This window comes from Streptomyces sp. JJ36 (genome assembly GCF_021696945.1).
Lineage (GTDB): Bacteria > Actinomycetota > Actinomycetes > Streptomycetales > Streptomycetaceae > Streptomyces.
The window spans coordinates 1-25166 of record NZ_JACYHE010000068.1; the positions used below are offsets into that span (position 1 = coordinate 1).

Here is a 25166-nt window from a genome sequence, read left to right on the forward strand (position 1 = left end):
CCGGCGGCGCGAGCGGCCCGCCCGGACCCGCCCCGTGCCGGGGCCCGCCCGCAGAAACGGCCGGCGCCGCGGGGCGGGGCGGGCGGCGCCCGCCGGTGTCGCCCAGTTCGTCCCCGCGCAGGATGGCCAGCTCCAGGCGTTGCAGCCCCGGTGAGGGGTCCACCCCGAGCTCCTCCAGCAGGTACGCCTTGATGCGCCGGTACTCGGCGAGGGCCTCGGCCTGCCGTCCGGTGCGGTAGAGCGCCTCGATGAGCTGTTCGCGGAAGCGCTCGTGCCCCGGGTGGGTGCGGGTGGCGCTCCAGAGTTCCGCCAGCGCCTCACCGCACCGGCCGAGGGCCAGCTCCAGGTCGCAGGCGCGTTCCACGACGCGCAGCCGTTCCTCCGTCAGCCGCGGGACCTCGTCCCGGTGCAGCGCGTCGGAACGGACGTTGGCCAGCACCGGGCCCTGCCAGAGGGCGAGCGCCTCCTTCAGCGCGTACAGCTCCTTCTCCGGGTCGTCGGCGAGGTCGCCGGCGGCGCGGAGCCGTTCGCGGAAGTGCAGGAGGTCGAGGGTGCCGGGCCCGGCGGTGATGCGGTAGCCGCCGGGCACCGCCTCGACGGGCGCTCCGGTCACGCCGTAGCGGGTGAAGAGCCGCCGCAGCCGGAGCACGCAGGTCTGCAACGCCGAGCGGGCGGTGGCCGGCTGTTCCGCCGGACCCCAGAGGGTGCGCTGCAGATGTCCGGCCGCGACCACGGAGTTCGCGTGCAGCAGCAACGTGGCCAGCAGCGTGGTGGGTTTCGCGGGACGGAGTACGACGACGTCCGAACCGTCGGTGATGCTGAGCGGTCCGAGAAGCTGGAACCGCATGGCTCCTACTGCCAGCCGTTGACGTTCTGGCAGACGGCCGCCACGAGCGCCGCGTCGGTCACGGCGCAGGTGGCCTCCGCGACCTCGGTGGGGGACGCCGAGGCCAGGGTCGCGGAGGCCGGCGGAAGGTGCTGCGGCGACGGGGGCGTTGCAACGGGGGACGCCGCCGCAGCACCGGCTGTCAGCGAGAAGAGCGCTGCCGTGAGGGCGCCGAGCGCCGCGCCGCGCCCCCGTACGGCGCGTCTGCTCGACTGCCCGGCCGTCGTGCTGGATGTGGTCGGTGCACCCATCACTGTCCCCTCGAGCTGCTGGTTTCCGGTCCGTCGTCCGGTCCTACCGGCAGGTATGACGATGCCAGCACGGGCGGCGCGGGGACAGGGCCAGGACTGTCAGCTTGCTGCACGGTGGCAGCAACTTGTTGCCAGCGACCGGCGTCATCCGGTCGGCGGCGGGCCGTGCGGCCTGCGTCGCGGCGGTCCTCGTTTGCGGCACGCCCCGGCGGGGAGGCGGTCCGGTATGACTCACGTGACTCTGGGCGAAGAGCTGGTGCTGCTGTCGCTCGACGACGACAGCGGTGCCGGGCGGGACGAGTCGAGCGTGGCCTGGGCGGTGGCCGGCGCGGTGCTGGTGGAGCTGGCCCTGGCCGGGCGGACCGAGGTGCGCGACGACGCCGTCGTGGTGACGGACCGCTCCCCGGTCGGGGTGGGCTATCTGGACGCCGAACTGGCCCGGCTGGCCGAGCGGGAGGAGCCCCCGGCCGTCCGGAAGGTGCTGGAGCAGGCGCGGAAGGAGGCCCCGGAGGGCGCGACCCGCACCCTGGTCGAGCGCGGCCTGGTCCGGGACGAGAGCCGCAAGGTGCTGGGGTTGTTCCCGGTGCGGCGCTTCCCGGAGGCGGAGGGCTCGGTGGAGACGGAGGTACGCCGCCGGCTCGACGCCGTCGTGCGGCACGGCGCCGAGCCGGACGGCCGCACCGCCGCCCTGGTCGCGCTCCTGCACGGGGCGCGGCTGCAACGCCTCGCGTTCGGGAGCGCGGACCGGCGGCGGGTCCAGGAGCGGATGAAGGAGATCGCGGAGGGGCAGGGGGTGCCGGCCGCGGTGCGCAAGGCCGTGGACCACGCCCAGGCGGTGCTGACGGTGGTGGCGACCACGGCCGCCACCACCGGCGCCCTCGCCGCCGAAGGCTGACCCGCCCGGCACCGGAGCACCGCTCCCGCACCCGGACTGCCGGCCCGGCCGCGCTCGGGGCCGGCCGGGTCGGCGGGACACCGGCTTCGTCCCGCCCGGCCGCGCTCCGGGACCGGCGGGACACCGGGCGCCGTCACCGAGGCCGTCACGCACCGGGCCCGCCGCCGGGCACACCGGCACGGGCCGCGCGCCGGCCGTCCGCGGCACGGAGTCGCCGGCTGCGGAGGGCAGCCCGCCACGGAGCCCCAGGAGACCACGGCGCCGCGGGGCGCCACGGCGCGTGCCGGGCCGTGCGCCGAGGTCACCGCGGGAACCGCACGGGCCCCGCGACCCGCAGGGTTCAGACCTCCAGCGCGTCCTCGATCCGGGCGAGCTGACGGCGTGCCATCGCCAGGTTGGCGCGGGTCTTGTCGAGCGCGAGGTAGAGGAAGAGGCCGGTGTTGTCCCGGCCCTTCATCAGCCGGATGAGGTGGTACTGGCCGCCGAGGGTGATGAGGATGTCCTCGATGGTGTCCTTCAGGCCGAGCTGTTCCATGGTGCGCATCTTGGCGCGCACCACGTCGGTGTTGCCCGCGGAGGCGACCGACAGGTCGAGCTCCTTGCCGCCGCCGAGGTGGCCGAGGGCCATGCCGCTGGTGTAGTCGACGAGGGCCACGCCGATGGCGCCGTCGATGGAGGTCATCGCCTCCTTGAGGGCGGTCTCCGTGTTGGCCATGGGTGAAGCACTTCCTTCCGTTTCTTTCAGGAGCGGGCGTGGTCGGGCCGCGCGAGGGCGCGGTCGACCAGGTCCCCGATGTGTGCGGAGGCCCGGCGGGCCTCCAGATGCAGCCGGCCCACGCTGGTGTCCGGGCCGGCGAGCACGGTCAGCACGGCCGTCGCCCCCGCCGCGTAGGTGGCCACGCAGCCCTCCTCGCCCTGCACCAGCAGTTCGCGGAAGGCGCCGCGCGCGGTGGCCTCGGTCAGCCGCTGTCCGACCCCGAGGGCCGCGGCGGTCAGGGCCGCCACGGGTTCCGCCTCCACCGGCGCCGCGTCCTGCGCCAGCACCAGCCCGTCGGAGGTGGCCGCCAGGGCGCCGGTGAGGCCGGGCACCCGGGCCCGCAACCGGTGCAGTTCCTCCAGCACTTCGGTCTCCACGGCCATGAGCTGTCTCCTCTCGGCGCGCTGTTTCAGGACACGTCTCATGACGCGGAGGCGACGGTCGCCTCGGGCAGGGGCGCCCCGGGAACGGCGGGCGCCGCGGAACCGGCGGCCGTCCCCGGGGCGGCGGGGGCGGCGGTCCGGGCGGTCACAGGGCCTCCAGGGCGTCGCGAAGCCGGCGGAGCAGTGCGGTGTCCGGGTCGGGGCACACCCCGGCCACCCAGGAGGGCACCGGCGGATGTCCGTACGGCCCCGGCACGGGCGGCGTCTCGACGAGCCCGGCGGCGGCAAGACGGCGTACGTCGATCAGGGTGTGGAAGGCCGGGCGGCCGAGCAGCCGGGCGATGTCCACGGGGCGCCGGGCGCCGTCGGCGAGGGCGAGCACCGCGCGCTGCCGCGGGGTGGGCGGGGCCGCGTGGGCGGGGTCGCGGCGTACCAGCGGGGCGTCGTCGACCTGGTCGTACGGCCAGACTCCGGCCAGCAGCTCCCGGCGCCGGCGGGTCTCGCGGACGACGGCCGGCGCGGGCACCCGGCGCACCGGGCCGAGCCAGTGGGCGACGCCGTGGCGGAAGCGGCGCGGGCCGGCGGCGGGGGCGAGGGCGAAGTAGGCGGCGTCGTGGAGGGCGCCGAGGTGGCAGATCTCCAGCTCTCCGGGGGCCAGCCGGCCCGTCTCCACGAGGTGGCGGCCGACCCGGCGCTGGGCGCCGGCCTGGTCGACCGCTTCCCGCCAGCCTTCGGCGGGGAGGCGTCCGGGGGTGACGAGCAGGGTCTCCAGGCCCGGGGAGGCGGGGCTCTCGGCGTGCACGACGTGGCCGTCGTGGAGGTAGAGGGTGCCGGTGTCGCTGAGCAGGGCTCCGGTGGCGCGTTCGTCGGCGAGACGCAGGAGCAGGGGGAAGTCGGCGGCGGTCATGCGAGGGTGAGCCGCTCCGAGAGGTCCCGCAGTCTCAGCCGGGCCATGGCGAGGTTGCCCTCGCCGCGGTCGAGCCAGAGGTGGAGGAAGACGCCGCTGTCGAAGGCGGTGTCGACGTAGCGGAGCACGTGGTAGCAGGTGCGGGTGGCGACGATGACGTCCTCGACGGGGCCGGGCGCGGCGCCGGGCGCGCCGGCCCCGCCGGGTAACCCGCCGGGTGACCCGGACGCTCCGGACTCCGCGAAGGCTGCCGGGTCGCCGGGGCCGGTGGGGGCGAAGGACGGGTGCTCGGCGGCCATCCGGGCCAGCTCGGCCGTCTCGGCGGCGGTCCGCTCCGGGTCGTCGCCGGGGGCGCGGCCGATGGTGCCGAGGGAGAGCCCGCTGGTCCACTCCACCACGGAGGCACCGCGCGCGCCGGGCAGCGCCATGGCTTCGAACAGACACTCGTCGATTCCGGGCACACCTCTCCCCTTCGGCCGGGACTGCAGGACGAACAGCCGTGCGGGAGGTACCGCACGTGTGACGGTGAGCCTACGGTACGTATTCTCCGATCGGATGAAATCCACAAACTTCGCCCGCGGGCAGCGACGGTGACGTAGTGTCGGTCCGGCATATGCCTTCGGCCGGGTGCCCACCGCACCTGCCCTGCGGGGGGTGCCCGCGCACACCGGCGGCCCCGCCGCGGTGTGCGACGGGGCCGCCGGAGAGAAGGACCGGGGAGCACCCGGAGAACGCGACGGGCCGGGGCACCACCGGCACCGCGGCGCCGGGCCGGCCCGGGCCGGGCTTGCGCCCGGCTAGCGGCGTCTGCGGCGCTCCGGCCGCCAGACCACCAGCGCGCTGGACTGCTGCACGTCGCTGTACGGCACCAGGTCACGCCGGTAGGAGGCGTGCACCTGCGCCTCGCGCTGCCGCATGGCGACGGCCGCGCCCTCCACCGCGTGCTGGAGCTCGACGACCCGGGCCTGCAACGCGGCGACCTGGTTCTCCAGTTCGATGATGCGCTTGATGCCCGCGAGGTTGATGCCCTCGTCCTGGCTGAGCTGCTGCACCTGGCGGAGCAGCGCGATGTCCCGCGCCGAGTAGCGCCGCCCGCGGCCGGCCGTGCGGTCCGGGGAGACCAGGCCGAGCCGGTCGTACTGCCGCAGGGTCTGCGGATGCAGGCCGGAGAGCTGCGCGGCCACCGAGATGACGTAGACCGGTGAGTCGTCCGTCAGCTCGTACGGCTGGTCTCCTCCGAAACGCTGGCGGTTCCCGCCCCGGCCCGGCATCTCATTCTCCCTTCGCCGCCTGGAAGAGCGCCGCCCGCGGGTCCTGGCCCGAGGTGGCGTCACGGAACGACTCCAGCAGGTCCCGCGCCTTGTCGCTGAGCTCCTTCGGCACGGACACCTCGATGGTGACGAGCAGGTCGCCGCGGGTGCCGTCCTTGCGCACCGCGCCCTTGCCGCGGGCGCGCATCGTACGCCCACTGGGAGTGCCGGCGGGGACCTTCAGCGTGACCGGCGGCCCGCCGAGGGTCGGCACCCGGATCTCACCGCCGAGCGCCGCCTCCGTGAAGGTGACCGGCACCGTGACGGTGAGGTTGTCGCCCCGGCGCCCGAAGACGGGGTGCGGGTCGACGTGCACCACGACGTAGAGGTCGCCGTTGGGCCCGCCGCGCTCCCCCGGGGCGCCCTTGCCGCGCAGCCGGATGCGCTGCCCGTCGGAGACGCCGGCCGGGATGCGCACCTGCATCGTGCGCGAGGACGTCGCCCGCCCGCTGCCCTTGCAGGTCTCGCACGGGTCCTGCGCGATCAGGCCGCGGCCCCGGCAGTCCACGCACGGGTCGGTCAGCGAGAAGCCGCCGCCCGCCCCGCGGCTGACCTGCCCCGTCCCGACGCAGGTCGGGCAGACCCGCGGCGAGCCGTGCTTGTCGCCGGTGCCGGAGCAGGCCTTGCAGGCGGCCGAGGAGGACATCCGCAGCGGCACCGTGGCGCCGTCCACGGCCTCGGTGAAGCTCAGCGTCACCTCGGACTCGACGTCCTGGCCCCGGCGCGGCTGGGTACGGGTGCCGGCGCCGCCGCGGCCGAAGAGGCCTCCGAAGACGTCGCCCAGACCGCCGCCGAAGCCGCCGGCCGGGCCGCCGCCGGGCCCGCCCTGGGGGCCCCCGAAGAGGTCGCCCAGGTCGAACTGGAAGGAGCCGCCGCCCGCTCCGGGACCGGGGCGGAAGCCGCCGCCGTTCCCGAAGAGGGCGCGCGCCTCGTCGTACTCCTTGCGGCGCTTGGGGTCGCCCAGCACGTCGTACGCCTCGGAGGCGTCCTTGAAACGCTCCTCGGCGGCGGCGTCACCGCGGTTGGCGTCCGGGTGGTTCTCCCGGGCCAGCTTCCGGTAGGCCTTCTTGATCTCGGCCTCGGTGGCGTCCTTCGGGACGCCGAGGACCTTGTAGTAGTCCTTCTCGATGAAGTCCTTGGTGCTCATCCCCGACGTCCCTCCTTCCGTGCCTGCCCGTCGTCCGCCCGGCGCGCGTCAGCCCTCGTCCGGGGCACCGTTGCCCTCGTCGTCCGCGGCCTCCTCGCCGCCGGAGGCGGCCGTCGGCTGCGTGCCCGGCTGGGGCTCGGCCACGCCGACCCGCGCGGGCCGGATGGTCCGTTCGCCGATGCGATACCCGGGCTGGAGGATCTGCACGCACGTCGTCTCGGTGACGTCCGGCGAGTACGAGTGCATCAGCGCCTCGTGCACCGTCGGATCGAACGGCTCGCCCTCCTTGCCGAACTGCATCAGGCCCATCTTCGCCGCGACCGTCTCCAGCGACTCGGCGACGGACTTGAAGCCGCCCACCAGCTCGCCGTGGTCCCGGGCGCGGCCGATGTCGTCCAGCACCGGCAGCAGCTCCGTCAGGAGGTTCGCCACGGCGACCTCCTTGACGGCGACCCGGTCCCGCTCGACCCGGCGGCGGTAGTTCTGGAACTCCGCCTGGAGCCGCTGCAGGTCCTGGGTGCGCTCGTGCAGCGCGGTGCGGGTCTGGTCGAGCTGCGCGCGCAGCGCGGTCGCCTCGTCGGCGCCCGCGCCGAGCGGCTGCTCCTCGCCGGCTTCCCCGGCCTGGCCCGCCGGGCCCGGGGCCTCCGTGGAGGCGCCGGACCCGGCGGCCGCTGCCGCGTCGTCAGGCAGATCCTGTGCGGCGTCGGCGGGGACGTCGGGCTCCTGTGCGAAACCCGGGGTCTCCTCCGTCACGCGGCACCGTCCTTCGGCTTGTCGTCGTCCACGATCTCGGCGTCGACGACGTCGTCGTCGGCGTCGGCCTTGGCACCGCCGGCCTCACCGGCACCGGCCTCGCCGCCCTCGGCACCGGCCTGCGCGGCCTGCGCGTCGGCGTAGAGGGCCTGGCCCAGCTTCTGGCTGGTCGCCGCGACCTTCTCCGAGGCCTCCCGGATGGCGGCGGTATTGTCGCCCTCGGCGGACTCACCCTTGAGCTTCTCCTTCAGGTCCGTGAGGGCGGTCTCGACCTCGGTCTTGACGTCACCCGGGACCTTCTCCTCGTTGTCCTTGAGGAACTTCTCGGTGGTGTAGACGAGCTGCTCCGCCTGGTTCCGCGTCTCGGCGGCCTCGCGGCGCTTGGCGTCCTCGTCGGCGTACTGCTCGGCGTCGCGCATCATGCGCTCGATGTCGTCCTTGGGGAGCGCGGAGCCGCCGGTGACGGTCATCTTCTGCTCCTTGCCGGTGCCGAGGTCCTTCGCCGCCACGTGCATGATGCCGTTGGCGTCGATGTCGAAGGTGACCTCGATCTGCGGCACGCCGCGCGGCGCCGGGGGCAGCCCGGTCAGCTCGAACATCCCGAGCTTCTTGTTGTACGCCGCGATCTCGCGCTCGCCCTGGTAGACCTGGATCTGCACGGACGGCTGGTTGTCCTCGGCCGTGGTGAAGATCTCCGAGCGCTTGGTCGGGATCGTGGTGTTGCGCTCGATCAGCTTGGTCATGATGCCGCCCTTGGTCTCGATGCCGAGGGACAGCGGGGTGACGTCCAGCAGCAGGACGTCCTTGACCTCGCCCTTGAGCACGCCGGCCTGGAGGCTGGCGCCGATGGCGACGACCTCGTCCGGGTTGACGCCCTTGTTGGGCTCCTTGCCGCCGGTGAGGTCCTTGACCAGCTCGGCGACGGCGGGCATCCGGGTCGAGCCGCCGACCATGACCACGTGGTCGATGTCGGAGAGCTGGATGCCGGCGTCCTTGATGACGTTGTGGAACGGCGTCTTGCAGCGCTCCAGGAGGTCCTCGGTGAGCTGCTGGAACTGCGAGCGGGTGAGCTTCTCGTCCAGGTGCAGCGGGCCCTCGGCGGAGGCGGTGATGTAGGGCAGGTTGATCGTGGTCTCCGAGGAGGAGGAGAGCTCGATCTTCGCCTTCTCCGCGGCCTCGCGCAGCCGCTGGAGGGCCATCTTGTCCTTGGACAGGTCCACGCCGTGGCCGGACTGGAACTGCTTGACCAGGTGGTCGACGATCCGCTGGTCCCAGTCGTCGCCGCCGAGGTGGTTGTCGCCGTTGGTGGCCTTCACCTCCACGACGCCGTCGCCGATCTCCAGCAGCGAGACGTCGAAGGTGCCGCCGCCGAGGTCGAAGACCAGGATCGTCTGGTCCTCCTTCTCCAGCCCGTAGGCGAGGGCGGCGGCGGTCGGCTCGTTGACGATGCGCAGGACGTTCAGGCCGGCGATCTCGCCGGCCTCCTTGGTGGCCTGGCGCTCGTGGTCGTTGAAGTAGGCCGGGACGGTGATCACCGCGTCGGTGACCTTCTCCCCCATGTAGGACTCGGCGTCCCGCTTCAGCTTCTGCAGCACGAAGGCGCTGATCTGCTGGGGGTTGAAGTCCTTGCCGTCGAGGTCGATCTTCCAGTCGGTGCCCATGTGGCGCTTGACCGACCGGATCGTCCGGTCCACGTTGGTCACGGCCTGGCGCTTGGCGACCTCGCCCACCAGCACTTCGCCGTTCTTGGCGAAGGCGACGACGGACGGCGTGGTCCTGGCGCCCTCGGCGTTGGTGATGACGGTGGGCTCACCGCCTTCGAGAACACTGACGACGGAGTTCGTCGTACCCAGGTCGATGCCGACCGCACGTGCCATTTCAGGTTCCTCCGACTGAAGCTTGAGTGGATCTGACTCAAGAGTGCATGAACCCCTCCAGCCTGTCAAAAGCCCTGAGCGCACCAGACTCAAGTCTTATGCGGCCTTTACTCGCACGGAGCCGGTACGACCGCCCGCCGGCGGGCGTCCTCGCAGGCCGGCTCAGTGCCCCACCATGCGCCGGAGGCCCGTCAGCTCCTCCCACTCCACGGCCAGCAGCGCGGCATCGTCCTTCAGCTGCTGCCCGGAGTGCCGCGCGACCGCCTCCAGCAGCAGGTCCGGCAGCGTCGCCAGCGGCTCGTCCAGCAACGTCCGCACCGCCGGAAGCACCGGGAAGAAGGTGCCGGCCGCGTCCCTGGCCTCCTCGATGCCGTCGGTGTAGAGCAGCAGCCGGTCACCCGGCCGCCAGATGCGGATGTGCTGCGGGAGGGCGTCCACCACCTGGTGCGCCAGACCCAGCGGCGGCAGCGGGTCCTCGGAGTCGATGGAGGCCACGGAGCCCGGCGTGAGCAGCAGCGGCGCCGGATGCCCCAGGTTGATCACCCGCACCTCGGAGTCCTCGATCTCCACCAGGCAGGCGGTCACGAAGAGCTCCTGCGCCTCCTCCACGGAGGCGGCGTACCCCCCGGCGCCGGTCCGCTCCAGCCGCTCCACCGCCTGCGAGCAGCGGACCGCCACCTCCCCGAAAGCGACCTCGTGGGTCGCCGCCTCCCGGAAGGCCCCCAGCACCGCAGCGGCCGTACGGACGGCGGGCAGCCCCTTGCCGCGTACGTCGCCGATGATCAGCCGGGCCCGGTCCCGCCAGGCCACCGCCTTGTAGAGGTCCCCGCCGATGCGCGCCTCCGCCTCCGCCGCGACGTAGCGCGCCTCCAGCCGCAGCCGGCCGATCCGGTACGGCACCGGCGGGAGCAGCGCGAGCTGGGCCGCCTCGGACACCCGCTGGACCCGGCCGAGCTGCTCCTCCCGCTGCACCCGCTGGCGGGCGGCGAAGATGCTGGCCGCGCTGACCACGAGGATGGCGCTGAGCAGCGTCGCCTGGAAGACGGCGCCCTCCCCTTCCCCGTCGCTGAACAGGGCGGTGTAGAGCCCCACCACGAGCGCCGCGACGGAGACCGCGATGACGGCGGGGGGACGGCTGCGGATCGCGGCGAGGGCCGGGGCGGGGGAGAGCAGCGAGCCGGTGCGCAGATCCGTGCCCGGCACGAATTCGTCACCTATCTCCACCCCCGCCACACCCAGCACCAGCAGCCAGGGCAGCACCAGCCACAGGGTCTCTCGTCCCGGCCTCGGCATCTCGCGCACGGCCATGCTTCTATTCTTCGCATCAAAACGGGCAAAAGGCACCCGTGAGCCCGGAGCCGGGCCAGCGACGCAGATCACCAGCCGGACGGGTGCGGGCCCGGCGTGATACTGGGTACGCTCGGTAGAACCAGATAAGTTACCGCTTAGTAAATGAGCTCGTCCGCGAGCCGCCCCGCAGGTCCGAGGAGCCGTCATGCAACTCGCCGCGATCGTCGTTTCGCTGGTGCTGGCCGTGGTCGGCATTGCGCTGTTCGCGCGCGCCATCGCCCAGATCCACCGCCATGTGCGGCTCGGCCAGCCGGTGCCCGCAGGGACCCGCACCGACGACCCCGCCCAGCGCACGCTCACCGTGGCCCGCGAGTTCTTCGGGCACACCCGGATGAACCGCTGGGGCATCGTCGGCTTCGCCCACTGGTTCGTGGCGGTCGGCTTCTTCACCCTGGTGCTCACCCTGGTCAACGCCTTCGGCCAGCTCTTCCAGGCCGACTGGACGCTGCCGCTGATCGGCACCTGGGTGCCGTACGAGATGTTCGTCGAGTTCATCGGCCTGATGACGGCCCTCGGCATCGGCACCCTGATCGTGATCCGGCAGCTCAACCGGCCCACCGGCGCCGGCCGGAAGTCCCGCTTCACCGGCTCCAAGACCGGGCAGGCGTACTTCGTCGAGGCCGTCATCCTGATCATCGGGCTCGCCATCCTCACCCTCCGCGGCCTGGAGGGCGCGCTGCACCACGTCACCGGCTACGAGGCCGGGTACTTCGTCTCGTACCCGCTGGTCGCCGCCTTCGACGGGCTCGACGTGAGCACTCTGCAGAACCTGGTCTACCTGGTCGCGATGATCAAGATCGGCACCTCGTTCGTGTGGATGATCGTGGTCGGCCTGAACACCAACATGGGCGTGGCCTGGCACCGCTTCCTCGCCTTCCCCAACATCTGGTTCAAGCGGGAGGCCCGCGGCGGCACCGCACTGGGCGAGCTCCAGCCCATGACCTCGGCCGGCAAGCCGATCGACTTCGAGACCGTCTTCGAGGAGGAGGGCGCCGAGGACACCCAGTTCGGCGTCTCACAGGTCGAGCACTACTCCTGGAAGGGCCTGCTCGACTTCTCCACCTGCACCGAGTGCGGTCGCTGCCAGTCCCAGTGCCCCGCCTGGAACACCGGCAAGCCGCTCTCCCCCAAGCTGCTGATCATGTCGCTGCGCGACCACGCGCACGCCAAGGCGCCCTACCTGCTGGCCGGCGGCGGCAAGAACGCCGAGGGCGAGGAGAAGGCCACCGCCGAGCAGCTCGCGGACGTGCCCGCGGAGGCGCTGGCCGAGGCCGAGCGCCCGCTGGTCGGGACGTACGAGGAGAACGGCGTCATCGACCCGGACGTGCTGTGGTCCTGCACCACCTGCGGGGCCTGCGTGGAGCAGTGCCCGGTGGACATCGAGCACGTCGACCACATCGTCGACATGCGCCGCTACCAGGTGATGATCGAGAGCGCCTTCCCGAGCGAGGCCGGGACGATGCTCAAGAACCTGGAGAAGAAGGGCAACCCCTGGGGCCTGGCCAAGAAGCAGCGGCTGGAATGGACCAAGGAGCTCGACTTCGAGGTGCCCGTCGTCGGCAAGACCGTGGACGACCTCACCGAGGTCGACTACCTCTACTGGGTCGGCTGCGCCGGCGCCCTGGAGGACCGGGCCAAAAAGACCACCAAGGCCTTCGCGGAGCTGCTGCACATCGCGGGCGTGAAGTTCGCGATCATGGGCGGCGACGAGAAGTGCACCGGCGACTCGGCCCGCCGGCTGGGCAACGAGTTCCTCTTCCAGCAGCTCGGCGAGGAGAACGTCGCCAACCTCAACGCCGCCTTCGGCGAGGATGACGACGACGAGTCGACCAGGCTCCCGGCCGCGAAGAAGAAGATCGTCGCGACCTGCCCGCACTGCTTCAACACGATCGCCAACGAGTACCCGCAGCTCGGCGGGCACTACGAGGTCATCCACCACACCCAGCTCCTCCAGCACCTCATCGACGAGGGGAAGCTGATCCCGGTCACCCCGGTGGAGGGCCTGATCACCTACCACGACCCGTGCTACCTCGGCCGCCACAACAAGGTCTACACACCCCCGCGCGAGATCATCGGCCGGGTCCCGGGTCTGCGGAACGAGGAGATGCACCGCCACAAGGAGCGCGGCTTCTGCTGCGGCGCCGGCGGCGCCCGCATGTGGATGGAGGAGCGCATCGGCAAGCGCATCAACAACGAGCGCGTGGACGAGGCGCTGTCCCTCAACCCGGACATCGTCTCCACCGCCTGCCCCTTCTGCCTGGTGATGCTCACCGACTCGGTCAACGGCAAGAAGAACGACGGGAAGGCGAACGAGGACCTCCAGGTCGTGGACGTGGCGCAGCTCCTGCTGGACTCCGTCCGCACCCCCTCCGACCCGCCGCCCGCGGGCGAGGCGGACACCGAGTCCGCGCCGCAGCCGGACCCGGAGTCCGCGCCCGCGAAGTAACCCGCAGCCCGCGGCGGCACCGCCCGTCGCCCGTACGGCCACACCCGGGGCCGGTCACCGCACACCGCGGTGACCGGCCCCGCGGCATGCCGGACGGGCGGGCGTGAACGCCCTGACGGCGTGTCGGGCCCGCCCCCGTGGCCCCCGCCCGGGAGGCTGACACAGGGTTGACCCGGCACCACCCCGGGCACCCGGCTCCGTCCGACCGCCGGACGACGAGAAGACCACCGCCGCCGTGCCCACCCCACCCGCCCGGTCGCCGCCGCCACGGCGCCGGTACGGAACGGGGTACGGGCCCCGACGGCGCCGGTGCCGTGGAGGAAGGGTGCTGCTGCCGTGCTGATCCTGCTGGCCGTGCACGCCGGCGTCGCGGCGGCGCTCCCCTGGTGGGCGCGGAGGACCGGGCGGGCCGTGTGGCTCCTCGCGGCCCTCCCGCCGCTGGCGGCCGTGGCCTGGAGCGCCACCGTGGCCCCCGGTGTGCTGGACGGCAGCCCCGTACGGGAGAGCCTCACCTGGGCGCCGGAGCTGGGCCTGACGCTCGACCTGCGGCTGGACGCCCTCGCCCTGGCGATGCTCTGGGCCGTCGGCGGCGTCGGCGCCCTGGTGCTGCTCTACTGCCGCCACTACGTCACCCGCGACACCGGCCGGGAGGCCGGGCTGCTGCTCGCCTTCGCCGGGGCCATGACCGGCCTGGTCCTCGCCGACAACCTGCTGGTCCTCTACGTCTTCTGGGAACTCACCACCGTCGTCTCCTTCCTCCTCATCGCCGGCCGCGGGGAGGAGCCGGAGCGCCGCAGCGCCGCCGAACAGTCGCTGCTGACCACCGCCGCGGGCGGCCTGGCGATGCTGCTGGGCTTCGTACTGCTCGGCGAGACGGCCGGCACCTACCGCGTCTCGGAACTCGTCGCCGACCCGCCGCGCGGCGGCGCCGTCCCGGCCGCGCTGGTGCTGATCCTCGCCGGGGCCTTCGCCAAGTCCGCGCAGTACCCGCTGCACGGCTGGCTGCCCGCCGCCATGGTGGCGCCGACCCCGGTGAGCGCCTATCTGCACGCGGCCGCCATGGTCAAGGCGGGCGTCTACCTGATCGCCCGGCTGGCCCCCGGCTTCGCCGACGTGGGGCCGTGGCGGCCGCTGGTGCTCGTGATCGGGCTGGCGAGCGCCGTGCTCGGCGCCCGGCAGGCGCTCCGCGAGACCGACCTCAAGCGGCTGCTCGCCTACGGCACCATCAGCACCCTCGGCATGCTCACCGCCCTGCTCGGCGCCGGCACCCGCACCGCCGCACTGGCCGGCCTGACGCTGCTGCTCGCCCACGCCGGCTTCAAGGCCGCGCTCTTCCTCGCCACCGGCATCCTGGACCACCGGGCCGGCACCCGCGACCTGCGGCAGCTCTCCGGCGCGGGCCGCCGGACGCCCGCCCTGTCCGCCGTCGCCGCCCTCGCCGCCGCCTCCCTGGCCGGGGTACCGCCACTGCTGGGCTACCTGGGGAAGGAGACGGCGTTCTCCGCCCTGCTGCACGGCTCCGCGCTGCCCGGCCACCTGTGGGCCACGGGCTTCTTCGTCCTCGCCGCCGTCCTCACCGTCGCCTACGCCGCGCGCTACCTGCACGGGGCCTTCGGAGCCTTCGGGTCCTCCGGGGCAGGGGAGGCCTCCGGGGCCCAGGAGTCCGCCGCGCCACGGGAGGCCGCGCCGCCGGGCGGGGCCGGCCGGATCGCGCCGGGGTTCCTCGCGCCGGTGGCCGTGCTGGCCCTCGCCGGACTGGTGTTCGGCCTCTGGTACGCCGGCACCGCGATCCCGGCCACGGCGTACGCGGACGCCTACCCACCCGGCCCGAAGGGCCCGTACAAACTCGCCCTCTGGCACGGCCTCACCCCGGTCCTCGGGCTCTCGGCGCTCAGCCTGGCCGGGGGTCTGCTGCTGCACGCCGCGGGCACCCGCCGCAGGCCGTACGCCCGGTACGCGGCCGGCCCCGGGGAGCCGGCCCGCCGCCGCCCGAGCGGCACCGCCGCGCGCCTGGGCGCCGCCCGGGCCCGGCTGCCCGCCACGGCCCGGCTGCCCGACGCCCAGCGCGCGTACGCGGGCACCGTACGGGCCCTCGACGAGGCGGCCGTACGGCTGACCCGGCACACCCAGGTCGGCTCGTTGCCGGTCTATCTGACGGTGCTGCTCGCCACGGTGGTGCTGCTGCCGGGCACCGCCCTGCTCCGCACCACGCCCGGGCTCGGCGACGCCCCGGTGTGGCGGTCCGCCATGGAGGTCCCGCTCGGCCTGGTCGTGCTGCTCGCCGCGGTCGCCGTGACGCCGACCCGGCACCGGCTCACCGGGGTGCTGCTGGTCGGCGCCGTCGGCTACGGGGTGGCGGGCCTGTTCGTGGTGTACGGGGCGCCCGACCTCGCCCTCACCCAGTTCCTCGTCGAGACCATGACACTGGTCATCGTGGTGCTGGTGCTGCGCCGCATGCCCGCCCGCTTCACGCCCGGCCGCACCCGGCCCCGGGTCCGGGTGCTGCGCGGGGTGGTGGCGCTCGCGGTGGGGGCGCTGGTCGCGGTCTTCGCCCTGGCCGCGACCGCGGCGCGGGACGCGCCCCGGGTGTCCGGGGAGTACGTGCGGCGCGCGCCGGAGACGGGGGCGAAGAACATCGTCAACGCGATCATCGTGGACTTCCGCGCCCTCGACACGCTCGGCGAGATCGCCGTGCTGCTGGTCGCCGCCACCGGCGTGGTCAGCGTCGTCCGCCTCTGGGGCCGCCCCTCCGCGGAGGGCCCGGCGGGGGACGCGTCCGCAGTCCGGGACGAACCGGAACACGCGGGCGCGGGCCCCGCCGGCACAGACGACGCGGTGCGCGGAGAGGGCGGCGCCGCCGGCGCGCGAGGCCACCGTGCCGACGGCCCCGGTGGAGGCCCCGGCACCGGCGAAGGCCCCGGCACCGGGAAGGAGACCGGTCCCGGACGGCCGGGCGGTGGCTCGGCACCTTCGGGTGGCCGGCCCCCCGGCACCCCCGGCGTGCGCGCACCCGGCGAAGAAGCCCCCCTGCGCGAGGCGGTGGAGTCCCCCTTCGCGGCGGCCCGCTGGGACGAACCGAGCCGCCCATGGCTGCCCGGCGCCCACGAACGCCCCGGCGGCGAGCGGTCGGTCCTGCTGGAGGTGGTCACCCGGCTGCTCTTCCCCTCCGTCCTCGTGCTGGGCCTCTTCCTGCTCTTCTCCGGCCACTACCGGCCGGGCGGCGGTTTCGCGGGCGGCCTCGTCGCCGGGCAGGCGTTCGTGCTCCGCTACCTCGTCGGCGGACGCGCCGACTTCGGCCTGGCGGCCCCGGCGAAACCCGGCGTGGTCGCGGGCAGCGGCCTGGCGCTCGCCGCCGCCCTCGGGCTGCTGCCGACCGTCCTCGGCGAACCGGCCCTGTCCAGCGCCCTGGTCTCGGCACACCTCCCGCTGTTCGGCCCGGTGAAGCTCGCCACCAGCCTCTTCCTGGACGTCGCGATCTTCCTGCTGGTCGTCGGCGTCACCCTGAAGCTCCTGGCGGCGGTGGGCGTGACGCTGTCGGAACACGGCCCCGCCGCGCCCGGCGAGGACGGCGGACCGGAGGACGCGGAGGCCCCCGAGGAGACCCGGTACCCACGCACCGCACACCGCACGACGGAGAGGGGCGCACGACCGTGAAGACCCTCGACCTCACCATGGCCGTCGTCGTCGGCGGCCTCTTCGCCGTCGGCTTCTACCTGCTGATGCAGCGTCCGCTGATGCGGATCGTGCTCGGCTTCCTGGTTCTCGGGCACGGCACCAACCTGCTGCTGCTCGTCGCGGGCGGCGGCCCCGGGGCCGCGCCGGTGCTGGCCGGCGACACGCTCACCGGGAGCGGCGCGTTCGCCGACCCGCTGCCCCAGGCCATGGCGCTGACCTCGATCGTCATCACCTTCGGCCTGTCCGCCTTCCTGATGGCGCTGGCCTACCGTTCCTGGCGCCTCTTCGGCCACGACGAGGTCCAGGACGACCTGGAGGACCGGCTCATCGGCACCGTGCGGGAGCGCGCGGGCACCGACCCGGGCCTGCACGACGTGCCGGGCGCCCCCGCCGCCGCCGTGCCGGACGACGAGACCACCGAGGGCCGGGAGTCGGGAGGAGCCACCGAGGACTCCGGGACCGGAGGGGCCACCGAGGACCGCGAATCCCCCGAGCCGCCGGAGGAACGCTCATGACGACGGCTCTGCTCGCCCTCCCCGTGCTGCTGCCGGTGCTGGCCGGCGGCGTCTGCCTGCTCACCCACCACCGCCTCCCGCTCCGGGTGCTCAGCGTCACCGTCCTGGTCGCCGTCCTGGTCGACGCCGCCGCCCTGCTGGCCCTCGCCGACGACCGGGGCCCGCTGGTGCTCCACGTCGGCGGCTGGGCGGCACCCGCGGGCATCGCGCTGGTCGCAGACCGCCTCTCCGCGCTGCTGCTCTCCGTCGCGGTCCTGGTGGCGCTCGCCGTGCTGCTCTTCGCCATCGGCCAGGGCACCGCCGAGGAACGCAGCCATGAGACCGCCGTCTTCCACCCCGGTTACCTGCTGCTGGTCGCCGGGGTGAGCCTCGCCTTCCTCACCGGCGACCTGTTCAACCTCTTCGTCGCCTTCGAGGTCATGCTCGCCTCCTCGTACATCCTGCTCACCCTGGACGCGGGCCGCCCGCGCACCCGGGCCGGCATGACGTACACCATGACCAGCCTGACCTCCTCACTGCTCTTCCTCACCGCGATCGCGCTGGTGTACGCGGCCACCGGCACCGTCACCCTGGCGCAGCTCGGCGGCCGGCTGGCCGCCCTGCCGGACGGTCTGCGCACCGCCCTCAGCCTGCTGCTGCTCGTCGTCTTCGGCATCAAGGCGGCGCTGGTGCCGCTGCACTTCTGGCTGCCCGACAGCTACCCGACGGCCCCGGCCCCGATCACCGCCGTCTTCGCGGCCCTGCTCACCAAGGTCGGCATGTACGCGCTGCTGCGCACCCAGACGCTGCTCTTCCCCCGCTCGGAGACGTGGGTGCTGCTGGCGGTGGCCGCCGTCGCCGCGATGCTCGTCGGCGTGCTCGGCGCGGTCGCCCAGGACGACATCAACCGGCTGCTCTCCTTCACCCTCGTGGGCCACATGGGGTACATGCTCTTCGGCCTGGCGCTGTTCGACGTCGCGGGGCTCACCGGCACGATCCTCTACATGGTCCACCACATCGTGGTGCAGGCCGCGCTCTTCCTGGCGGCGGGCCTGATCCTGCGGCAGACCGGCACCTCCGCGCTGCACCGGATGCAGGAGCGGACACCGCCGACCGCGGTGGTCGCCGCGCTCTTCGCCGTGCCGGCCCTGAGCGTGGCGGGGGTGCCGCCGCTCTCCGGCTTCGTGGCCAAGCTCGCCCTGCTCCAGGCGAGCGCCGCCGACGGCCACCCGGCGGCGTACCTGCTCGCCGGCGCCGCCGTGCTCACCAGCCTGCTCACCCTCTACGCCATGGCACGGCTGTGGCGCCGGGTCTTCTTCGCCACCCGCCAGGCCCGCCGGCGCCCGCACGGCCCCGGCCGGCACGGGCCGGGCCGCCGGGCGACGGTGCTGATGCTGGGCGCGGCCACCGGGATGGCGGTGGCCGGCCTCGGGGTGGCCGCGGCCGCCGGGCCCCTGGCCGGCGTCGGGGAGCGGGCGGCGGAGGACCTGCGGCACCCGGAGCCGTACCGCGAGGCGGTCCTCGACGGCCTCGCCGAGGGGGGCCGATGACCGCCGTACGGACGCTGCTCCGCCCCGCCGCCCGCGCCCGCCGCCATCTGCCGATGCTGCTGTGGCTGTGGGCGCTCTGGCTGCTGCTGTGGGGCAGCGTCAGTGCGCTGGTGGTGGTCTCCGGGCTGCTGGTCGGGGCCGCCATCGTGGCGGCCTTCCCGCTGCCGCCCGTGGTGCCGCGCCCCGCCCTCCGGCCGCTGCACCTGGTGGCGCTCCTCGGGCACCTGCTGCGGGATGTCGCGGTCTCCGCCTCCGTGGTGGCCTGGGAGGCGCTGCGGCACGGCCGGGCGCCGCGCCGCGCGATCGTGGAGGTGCCGCTGCGGTCGGACGCCGACCTGCTGGTCACCGCCACCTCACAGCTCACCACGCTGACCCCGGGGACCCTCGTGCTGGAGATCGACCGGGCCGGCCGGCTGCTCTACGTGCACGCGCTGCCGGTGGCGGGCCCGGAACGCGTGGACGTCAAGCGGTACGACGTCCAGGAGGCCGAGCGGAGGGTCCTGCGGACCTTCGGCGCACGCGCCGAGCCGGGCGGGGACGGGGAGCCCGGGGAGCCCGGGGAGCCCGGGGAGCCCGGGGAGCCCGGGGAACACGGCGGACGCGGGGAGGACGCATGAACTGGGTGTACGGAACGACCCTCGCGCTGGTGTCCCTCGCCGGCGTGCTCACCACGGTCCGGCTGACCCGCGGGCCCTCCGCCCTGGACCGGATCATCGCCCTGGACATGCTGGTGACGCTGATCGTCGCCGGCACGGCCGTGGGGATGGCCGCCCGGCAGGACGCGACCCCGATGCCGGTCCTGGTCGTCCTGGCGCTGCTGGCCTTCATCGGCTCGGTGACCGCCGCCCACCTGGTGGAGAAGCGGGAGGGCATGCGGTGAGCACGGTGAGCCTGGCCCGGGACGTCGTCTCGGCGGTGCTGCTGTCCGCCGGCGGGCTCTTCTGCCTGCTCGGCGCGGTGGGGCTGCTGCGCTTCCCGGAGACGGTGTCCCGGCTGCACGCGACCGCGAAGGCCCAGACGCTGGGCCTGCTGCTGATCCTGCTGGGTACGGCCGCCCAGCTCGCCTGGCGGTACGCGTTCGTGCTGGCGCTGATCGCGCTGTTCCAGCTCGTCACGGTCCCGGTCACGGGGCAGATCGTCGGCCGTACCGCCTACCGCACCAACCCGGCGGTCCGCCGCGGGCTGCTCCACGACGACCTCCGGGCCCGCGTCGGCGCCGAACCCCCGGCGAGGGAGGACGAGGACCGGCCGGACGGCGACGAGGAAGCGGACGGGGAGCCGCCCGGGGAACCCCCGGAGGCGGAACACTGACCCACGGGCTCGCCACGGGCGCCGGGCACGGCCCACGGCGCCCGGCACGGAGCCCGTCCCCGGCGGCTCCACTCCGGCCGCGCCGCCCGGCGGCCGCCGGGGCACGTCCACGGAGCCGCCCGGGACTCCCCGGTGCGGGTCCCGCCCCCGGCACCCGCACCGCTCCCGGCGGGGCACCGCGGCGCTCCCCGGAGGGGCCCGCACCCGGTGCCCGGTGGGGCCTGCCCCACCGGGCACCCCTAGGGGATGTCACAGGTCAGCGCCGATGCCCCGGCACTTCCCCGGCTCCGCGCTCCCCGCCGCGCGGAACACGGTACGTTCGAAGGCGTGGCTGGATTCAGGATCGGACGCGGCCGGGACTCCCGGACCGCACAGCAGCATGGGCAGCATCCCCCGCAGCCCCCGCAGGGCGGCCCGGCGGGCCCGCCGCAGGGGCCGCCCCCGGGCCCGTACGGCCCGGGCACGGCGCACCCGCCGCAGGGCTGGCCGCACGGCGGCGGAGCCCAGGGTGAGCCGGAGTACCTCGGGGACCCCGCCGGCGGGCCCGGCGGCGGCCCGTACGCCGGCGGGCGGCGTCCCGACCCGTACGCGAACAACCCCGGTCACACACAGGCGTTCAGCATCCACGACGACCCGGCGGCCGGCGGCTGGTCCGGGGACTACACGGACGGCAGCACCTACAGCGCCGGACACGCGCCCGGCCCGCCTCCCGGCCCGCGGCTGCACTGGAAGGAGCTGCTGCGCGGCATCGTCCTCCGCCCCAACGCCACCTTCCTCCGGATGCGGGACCACCCGGTGTGGGGCCCCGCGCTCGTCGTCACGTTCCTCTACGGGCTGCTGGCCGTCTTCGGCCTGGACGAGACCCGCGAGGACGTGCTCAACGCCACCCTGCCGACCGCGCTCCAGTACGTGATCGGCACGGGCATCGCCATGGTGCTGATGGGCGTGGTGCTGGGGGCGGTCACCCACACGCTGGCGCGCCAGTTCGGCGGCGACGGCGCCTGGGCGCCGACGATCGGCCTGTCCATGCTCGTCATGTCGCTGACGGACGCGCCGCGGCTGCTCTTCGCGATGTTCCTGGGCGGCACCGCGCCGCTGGTGCAGGTGCTCGGCTGGGTCACCTGGGTGGTGGCGGGCGCGCTGTTCACCTCGATGGTGAGCCGTTCGCACGATCTGCACTGGCCGCGCGCCCTCGGCGCGTCGGCGCTCCAGCTCCTGGCGCTGCTGGCGCTGATCAAGCTGGGCGCGCTGTAGCGCCCCGCGCCAGCGGGGCGCGCCGCAGGGCGTACGGCCCCGCGACGCGCCCCAGCCAGGCCCCGGTGACGGCGGCGGGCCCCGCCGGCACCCCGGCGAGGTCCGCGTCGGCGCTCAGGCGAAGCGCTGGTGCGCCGAGCCGTCGCACGGCTGGAGCCGCACCGGCTCCTCGGCACCCGCCAGGGTGAGGCAGAGCTGCGGCGCGTCGGCCGGGCTCAGCGTCCCGCCGGAGCCGCGCACGAACTGCTGGTTGCCGCCGCCGTGACAGTTCCACAGCATCAGCGCCGTGCCCGGCTCGTAGGCGCCGCCCGGCACGTCCACGCACCGGTCGTGGGTCAGCTCGGTGTGCAGTAGTCCGGACTCCGGGTCGAGCCACCAGCCCTGGTTCCGCTCCCCGTGGCAGGCCCAGCCGCGCACGGCGGTGCCGTTGCGGCTGGACGCGCCGTCCACGTCCACGCAGGTGCCGGTGGCGGCGTTGCGCAGCGGCGCGAAGACGTCGTCCCAGGCCAGCTCGTACAGCCGCGGCTGCCCGGTGCTCGCCGGGTCGGCGCAGGACGCCTCCCGCACGCCGTCCTGGCGGGCTTCCCAGATCGCGGTGAAGCAGGCGGCGAAGGCGCCGTGGCCGCGCTTGTTGGGGTGGAAGGACTGCCGGACGGAGTTGGAGTCCGGCGGGAAGGGGTTGGTGAGGTCGATGGAGAGCCCGCGCACCCAGGCGTCGTCCATGCAGACCTCGTGCCCGTGGAAGAGCCGGGAGGCGTCCAGGAACGTCGCGCCGGTCTGTGCGGCCGCCTCCCGGAGTCCCTGTTCGAAGAGGGGCACGGCGGCGTTGCGGCCCCAGGCGGCGTCCTCGTCGTAGCCGGTGCAGCCACCCGGGATCTTGCCGGGATAGTCCGGGTTGTCGTAGATGTCCGGTCCGATGGGTCCGGGGTAGCCCATGACCACGAGCTGGTAGTCGCTGCGGGCGTAGCCGGCCTCGCTCATCACGGTCCGCAGGTCCCGTACGGTCTGCACGACCTTCGGCACCAGCCGGTCGACCCGGTCCTGCCAGCCCGGGTCGTACTTCGGCGCGCACGGCCCCTGGAAGGTGAACCAGCGGACCACGCAGTCGGTGATGACCGGCCCGAACTGCAGGTCGTCGTTGGCGCCGGCGACCAGCACGATCTGCTTCACCCGGGTGTTGCGGGCCTTGACGGCGAGGTTGTCGCTCTGCACCAGCTCGTCGGCGTACTGCTGCGTGCCGCCGATCCGGATGTTCTCCGTGGAGGCGCCGGAACAGGCGACGTTGTAGGTCCTGTCGACCGGGATGCCGGTGCGGTGGATCGCGGCGTCCGGCGAGCGGTGGCACCAGTTGTCGGGCCCGTCGGTGCCGGGTTCGTACGTGCCGACGCCCTCGCCGGAGATCTCGCTGTCGCCGAGCGAGACGAGCGAGGTGCTGCGCTCGTCGAGCGGGCGGAGGGCCGGGTCGCCGTACAGTTTCTCCGCCTCGGCGGCGCGGATCCGCTCCAGTTCGGGCGGCAGCGGCTGGATGTCGGCCTGAGCGCGGGTCAGCGGCTGACTCTGCGCCTGGGCCTGCGGCCCGGCCTGGGCGGCCGGGGCGAGGGCCAGGGTGCCGCCCCCGAGGGCCAGCGCCAGCGCCGTCGCCCCGGCCAGGGCGCGCCCTGAGGTCCGTCTCGCACGTGCCATGGGGTGTCTCCCCTCGGACGATGCTTCACCTGTTACCCGCGGTATTTACCGGCAAGTAGCGCGACTGGGAAGGGGAGTTGCACCAGTCGGTATATGCGGATGGTCGTGCGCGGGTGGTGCGTGATGCGGGGCGCACGCCGCGCGCGGGGCGTGCCGGGCCGGGGTCACGACGCGGCGTGCCAGGACCGCGCACGGAGGCCGGGTGGCGCCGCACAGGCCGGCGGCAGGCACCTCAGGGGTCCAGGACCTGCCCCGGGCTCAGGAGTCCAGGGCCTGTCCCGGGCGGCGCACCACCGGCGGCTCCGCGGACCACGGGAAGTCGATCCACCGGTCGGTACGCCTCCAGACGTACTCGCAACGCACCAGCGAGCCCGGCTTCTCGTACACCACCGCGCTGCGCACCTCCGCCACATGCTCCGCGCAGAAGTCGTGCACGAGCTTCAGCGTGCGCCCGGTGTCCGCGACGTCGTCGGCCACCAGCACCTTCTTGCGGCTCACGTCCACGACGTTCGGCACCGGCGGCAGCATGACCGGCATCTGAAGGGTGGTGCCGACACCGGTGTAGAACTCGACGTTCATCACATGCAGGTTCTTCACGTCGAGCGCGTAGCCCAGACCGCCGGCCACGAAGAGGCCACCGCGGGCGATGGAGAGGATGATGTCCGGCTCGTAGCCGTCGTCGGCGATCGTCTGCGCCAGCTCGCGCATCGCTTCACCGAAGAGCGGATACGTCAGTACCTCGCGCGCGTCGCTCACCCCGGGGCCTCCTGCGTCTCAGACCTGCGTGCGGTGGAAGTTCAGATACGAACGCGAGGGGGTCGGCCCCCGCTGGCCCTGGTACCGCGACCCGTACCGCGCCGAGCCGTACGGGTGCTCGGCGGGCGAGGTCAGCCGGAACATGCAGAGCTGGCCGATCTTCATTCCCGGCCAGAGCTTGATCGGCAGCGTGGCGACGTTCGACAGCTCCAGGGTGACGTGCCCGGAGAAGCCCGGGTCGATGAAACCGGCCGTGGAGTGGGTCAGCAGCCCCAGGCGGCCCAGACTGGACTTGCCCTCCAGCCGCGAGGCGAGGTCGTCCGGCAACGTCACGACCTCGTACGTCGAGGCCAGCACGAACTCGCCGGGGTGCAGGATGAACGGCTCGGTGCCCTCCGGCTCGATCAGCCGGGTCAGGTCCGGCTGCTCCACGGACGGGTCGATGTGGGGGTAACGGTGATTCTCGAACACCCGGAAGTAGCGGTCCAGGCGCACGTCGATGCTGGACGGCTGCACCATCGACGGCTCGAACGGGTCGATCCGCACCCGCCCGGCGTCGATCTCGCTCCGGATGTCCTTGTCTGAGAGAAGCACGACCCGAGACTACGCGCACGGGAAGGGCCCGGCCGAATCGGTCCGGCCGGGCCCGTACGCTACGGATCTTCCCGCGTCCCCGGAGGCTTCCGGCCCCCGCGGGCGCCCTGGCCCTCCGCGTCCCGGGGGATGCGGGCCGCCGGGCACCCTGCCCCTCCGCGCCTCCGAAGGCCCCGGACCTCCACGTGCCCTGCCCCCTGCCGGTACCGGCAGGGGCCTCCCGGCGCACGCCGGGCCGTCCGGCACGGTCACCACGGGGACACCCGGAGTGCCGGCGGAGCGGCCCGGCGCCGCCCGGGCGCTCAGCGCCGGCGGGAGACCGGCACGGCCTGCCGCAGACGGGCGCAGCGCGGGCAGCGGAGCAGCCGGCCGGGGCCGATCCGGTTGCTGCGCAGGTTCTGCATCGGGAACGTCGAGGTGCGGAACTCGTGCCCTTCGGCACAGCGGACGACGGTGGGCTCCATCGCTTCCCTCTCCCCTGGTACGTGGCGGACAAAAGCCACGTTAGGGGATGAACCACCCGGCCCGTCGACCGGCACTCCGCGACCCACCGTACGCCCCAACTCGCCCACCCGGCGCCCGCGTACCCGCCGTCACCCGTGTGGGATGACCCACCCGCGCCGCACCACCCCGAACAGCAGAAAGACCCCGCGGCCTGTGCGCCGGGGGTCGCAGATGAGGTACAGTGTCCCGCGTTGAGGCGGCCCCTTCCCGAGGTCGGGGCCGATCTTACGCGGGTGTAGTTTAATGGTAGAACATGAGCTTCCCAAGCTCAGAGCGCGGGTTCGATTCCCGTCACCCGCTCCAGCCGAAAGCCCCAGGTCAGGCACCTGGGGCTTCCTTGTTGTCCGGACCTCTTCAGGTCCCGCGTGCCCGTTACGTGCCCG

The 25166-nt window shown here is 74.0% G+C and carries 24 protein-coding genes and 1 tRNA gene; 10 read left to right on the forward strand and 15 right to left on the reverse strand.

The features are described from left to right. Together HOY81_RS21300 and HOY81_RS21305 are read right to left on the reverse strand one after the other, a co-directional pair. A partial coding sequence (locus HOY81_RS21300; protein WP_237322096.1) for an AfsR/SARP family transcriptional regulator occupies positions 1-847 on the reverse strand: 847 nt, incomplete at its 3' end. 5 nt (positions 848-852) lie between these two features. Continuing rightward, positions 853-1137: a hypothetical protein gene (locus HOY81_RS21305; protein ID WP_237322097.1), complete on the reverse strand. Its 285-nt coding sequence runs from the start codon at positions 1135-1137 to the stop codon at positions 853-855. A gap of 226 nt (positions 1138-1363) precedes the next feature. Between HOY81_RS21305 and HOY81_RS21310 the strand changes: the two genes are divergently transcribed. Further along, positions 1364-2032, forward strand: coding sequence for a GPP34 family phosphoprotein (locus HOY81_RS21310; RefSeq protein WP_237322098.1), 669 nt, complete (start codon positions 1364-1366; stop codon positions 2030-2032). A gap of 340 nt (positions 2033-2372) precedes the next feature. On the opposite strand, the gene HOY81_RS21315 is transcribed toward HOY81_RS21310, so the two are convergent. The 9 genes from HOY81_RS21315 to HOY81_RS21355 form a co-directional block, all read right to left on the reverse strand. After that, the gene (locus HOY81_RS21315; RefSeq protein ID WP_237322099.1) at positions 2373-2747 is read right to left on the reverse strand and encodes a hypothetical protein; all 375 of its coding nucleotides are present in this window, start codon (positions 2745-2747) and stop codon (positions 2373-2375) included. A gap of 26 nt (positions 2748-2773) precedes the next feature. Next, on the reverse strand, positions 2774-3214 hold the full coding sequence (locus tag HOY81_RS21320; RefSeq protein ID WP_237322100.1) for a roadblock/LC7 domain-containing protein: 441 nt from the start codon (positions 3212-3214) through the stop codon (positions 2774-2776). Between the two features lie 103 nt (positions 3215-3317). Continuing rightward, positions 3318-4079, reverse strand: coding sequence for a transcriptional regulator (locus HOY81_RS21325; RefSeq protein ID WP_237322101.1), 762 nt, complete (start codon positions 4077-4079; stop codon positions 3318-3320). Beyond that, positions 4076-4540, reverse strand: coding sequence for a hypothetical protein (locus HOY81_RS21330; protein ID WP_237322102.1), 465 nt, complete (start codon positions 4538-4540; stop codon positions 4076-4078). Before HOY81_RS21330 ends, HOY81_RS21325 begins: the two co-directional genes overlap by 4 nt. Before the next feature lie 336 nt (positions 4541-4876). Further along, positions 4877-5350 (reverse strand): heat shock protein transcriptional repressor HspR, encoded by a 474-nt coding sequence (locus HOY81_RS21335; RefSeq protein WP_237322103.1) that lies wholly within the window; start codon positions 5348-5350, stop codon positions 4877-4879. Position 5351: 1 nt separating this feature from the next. Continuing rightward, on the reverse strand, positions 5352-6536 hold the full coding sequence (gene dnaJ / locus HOY81_RS21340) for a molecular chaperone DnaJ (RefSeq protein WP_237322104.1): 1185 nt from the start codon (positions 6534-6536) through the stop codon (positions 5352-5354). A gap of 48 nt (positions 6537-6584) precedes the next feature. Further along, positions 6585-7289: a nucleotide exchange factor GrpE gene (grpE, locus tag HOY81_RS21345; RefSeq protein ID WP_237322105.1), complete on the reverse strand. Its 705-nt coding sequence runs from the start codon at positions 7287-7289 to the stop codon at positions 6585-6587. After that, positions 7286-9166 carry a molecular chaperone DnaK gene (gene dnaK / locus HOY81_RS21350; protein ID WP_237322106.1) on the reverse strand — a complete coding sequence of 627 codons (1881 nt, stop codon included), beginning with the start codon at positions 9164-9166 and terminating at the stop codon, positions 7286-7288. The genes grpE and dnaK overlap by 4 nt, the downstream gene beginning before the upstream one ends. Before the next feature lie 162 nt (positions 9167-9328). Continuing rightward, positions 9329-10474 carry a PP2C family protein-serine/threonine phosphatase gene (locus HOY81_RS21355; RefSeq protein WP_237322107.1) on the reverse strand — a complete coding sequence of 382 codons (1146 nt, stop codon included), beginning with the start codon at positions 10472-10474 and terminating at the stop codon, positions 9329-9331. A gap of 187 nt (positions 10475-10661) precedes the next feature. On the opposite strand from HOY81_RS21355, the gene HOY81_RS21360 reads away from it, so the two are divergent. The 8 genes from HOY81_RS21360 (at position 10662) to HOY81_RS21395 (ending at position 21246) form a co-directional block, all read left to right on the forward strand. Beyond that, positions 10662-12962, forward strand: a complete 2301-nt coding sequence (locus HOY81_RS21360) for a (Fe-S)-binding protein (RefSeq protein WP_237322108.1) — start codon at positions 10662-10664, stop codon at positions 12960-12962. Positions 12963-13298: 336 nt separating this feature from the next. Then, on the forward strand, positions 13299-16616 hold the full coding sequence (mbhE, locus tag HOY81_RS21365; protein WP_237322109.1) for a hydrogen gas-evolving membrane-bound hydrogenase subunit E: 3318 nt from the start codon (positions 13299-13301) through the stop codon (positions 16614-16616). Beyond that, a complete protein-coding gene (locus HOY81_RS21370) occupies positions 16613-17152 on the forward strand; it encodes a Na(+)/H(+) antiporter subunit C (RefSeq protein WP_237322110.1) in 540 nt (179 codons plus the stop codon). The genes mbhE and HOY81_RS21370 overlap by 4 nt, the downstream gene beginning before the upstream one ends. Continuing rightward, on the forward strand, positions 17149-18681 hold the full coding sequence (locus tag HOY81_RS21375) for a Na+/H+ antiporter subunit D (protein WP_237322111.1): 1533 nt from the start codon (positions 17149-17151) through the stop codon (positions 18679-18681). The genes HOY81_RS21370 and HOY81_RS21375 overlap by 4 nt, the downstream gene beginning before the upstream one ends. Further along, entirely contained in the window at positions 18678-19298 is a 621-nt protein-coding gene (locus HOY81_RS21380; protein ID WP_237322112.1) for a Na+/H+ antiporter subunit E, read from the forward strand. Before HOY81_RS21375 ends, HOY81_RS21380 begins: the two co-directional genes overlap by 4 nt. Further along, positions 19295-19561: a monovalent cation/H+ antiporter complex subunit F gene (locus tag HOY81_RS21385; protein WP_237322113.1), complete on the forward strand. Its 267-nt coding sequence runs from the start codon at positions 19295-19297 to the stop codon at positions 19559-19561. Before HOY81_RS21380 ends, HOY81_RS21385 begins: the two co-directional genes overlap by 4 nt. Beyond that, positions 19558-19992 carry a monovalent cation/H(+) antiporter subunit G gene (mnhG, locus tag HOY81_RS21390; protein WP_237322114.1) on the forward strand — a complete coding sequence of 145 codons (435 nt, stop codon included), beginning with the start codon at positions 19558-19560 and terminating at the stop codon, positions 19990-19992. The genes HOY81_RS21385 and mnhG overlap by 4 nt, the downstream gene beginning before the upstream one ends. A 327-nt stretch (positions 19993-20319) precedes the next feature. After that, positions 20320-21246: a Yip1 family protein gene (locus tag HOY81_RS21395; RefSeq protein ID WP_237322115.1), complete on the forward strand. Its 927-nt coding sequence runs from the start codon at positions 20320-20322 to the stop codon at positions 21244-21246. 114 nt (positions 21247-21360) lie between these two features. Here the strand turns inward: HOY81_RS21395 and HOY81_RS21400 are convergent, their stop codons facing one another. From HOY81_RS21400 to HOY81_RS21415, 4 genes are all read right to left on the reverse strand, one after another. Continuing rightward, entirely contained in the window at positions 21361-22929 is a 1569-nt protein-coding gene (locus HOY81_RS21400; RefSeq protein WP_237322116.1) for a ricin-type beta-trefoil lectin domain protein, read from the reverse strand. A 258-nt stretch (positions 22930-23187) separates the two neighbouring features. Then, positions 23188-23685: a phosphoribosyltransferase gene (locus HOY81_RS21405; protein WP_237322117.1), complete on the reverse strand. Its 498-nt coding sequence runs from the start codon at positions 23683-23685 to the stop codon at positions 23188-23190. Positions 23686-23703: 18 nt separating this feature from the next. Continuing rightward, positions 23704-24279 carry a dCTP deaminase gene (dcd, locus tag HOY81_RS21410; RefSeq protein ID WP_237322118.1) on the reverse strand — a complete coding sequence of 192 codons (576 nt, stop codon included), beginning with the start codon at positions 24277-24279 and terminating at the stop codon, positions 23704-23706. Positions 24280-24581: 302 nt separating this feature from the next. Next, on the reverse strand, positions 24582-24743 hold the full coding sequence (locus tag HOY81_RS21415; protein ID WP_237322119.1) for a hypothetical protein: 162 nt from the start codon (positions 24741-24743) through the stop codon (positions 24582-24584). Positions 24744-25012: 269 nt separating this feature from the next. Between HOY81_RS21415 and HOY81_RS21420 the strand changes: the two genes are divergently transcribed. Beyond that, positions 25013-25086, forward strand: a tRNA-Gly gene (locus HOY81_RS21420). The last annotated feature ends 80 nt before the right edge of the window (positions 25087-25166 follow it).

What these genes read in the sequence shown, in the direction of transcription:
- HOY81_RS21310 (WP_237322098.1), top strand. Translation starts at nt 1,364, where the DNA reads ATGACTCACGTGACTCTGGGCGAAGAGCTGGTGCTGCTGTCGCTCGAC.
- dnaK (WP_237322106.1), bottom strand. Translation starts at nt 9,166, where the DNA reads ATGGCACGTGCGGTCGGCATCGACCTGGGTACGACGAACTCCGTCGTC.
- HOY81_RS21380 (WP_237322112.1), top strand. Translation starts at nt 18,678, where the DNA reads ATGACCGCCGTACGGACGCTGCTCCGCCCCGCCGCCCGCGCCCGCCGC.
- HOY81_RS21360 (WP_237322108.1), top strand. Translation starts at nt 10,662, where the DNA reads ATGCAACTCGCCGCGATCGTCGTTTCGCTGGTGCTGGCCGTGGTCGGC.
- HOY81_RS21320 (WP_237322100.1), bottom strand. Translation starts at nt 3,214, where the DNA reads ATGAGACGTGTCCTGAAACAGCGCGCCGAGAGGAGACAGCTCATGGCC.
- dnaJ (WP_237322104.1), bottom strand. Translation starts at nt 6,536, where the DNA reads ATGAGCACCAAGGACTTCATCGAGAAGGACTACTACAAGGTCCTCGGC.
- HOY81_RS21375 (WP_237322111.1), top strand. Translation starts at nt 17,149, where the DNA reads ATGACGACGGCTCTGCTCGCCCTCCCCGTGCTGCTGCCGGTGCTGGCC.
- HOY81_RS21400 (WP_237322116.1), bottom strand. Translation starts at nt 22,929, where the DNA reads ATGGCACGTGCGAGACGGACCTCAGGGCGCGCCCTGGCCGGGGCGACG.
- HOY81_RS21415 (WP_237322119.1), bottom strand. Translation starts at nt 24,743, where the DNA reads ATGGAGCCCACCGTCGTCCGCTGTGCCGAAGGGCACGAGTTCCGCACC.
- HOY81_RS21305 (WP_237322097.1), bottom strand. Translation starts at nt 1,137, where the DNA reads ATGGGTGCACCGACCACATCCAGCACGACGGCCGGGCAGTCGAGCAGA.
- HOY81_RS21325 (WP_237322101.1), bottom strand. Translation starts at nt 4,079, where the DNA reads ATGACCGCCGCCGACTTCCCCCTGCTCCTGCGTCTCGCCGACGAACGC.
- HOY81_RS21385 (WP_237322113.1), top strand. Translation starts at nt 19,295, where the DNA reads ATGAACTGGGTGTACGGAACGACCCTCGCGCTGGTGTCCCTCGCCGGC.
- HOY81_RS21355 (WP_237322107.1), bottom strand. Translation starts at nt 10,474, where the DNA reads ATGGCCGTGCGCGAGATGCCGAGGCCGGGACGAGAGACCCTGTGGCTG.
- HOY81_RS21335 (WP_237322103.1), bottom strand. Translation starts at nt 5,350, where the DNA reads ATGCCGGGCCGGGGCGGGAACCGCCAGCGTTTCGGAGGAGACCAGCCG.
- HOY81_RS21315 (WP_237322099.1), bottom strand. Translation starts at nt 2,747, where the DNA reads ATGGCCAACACGGAGACCGCCCTCAAGGAGGCGATGACCTCCATCGAC.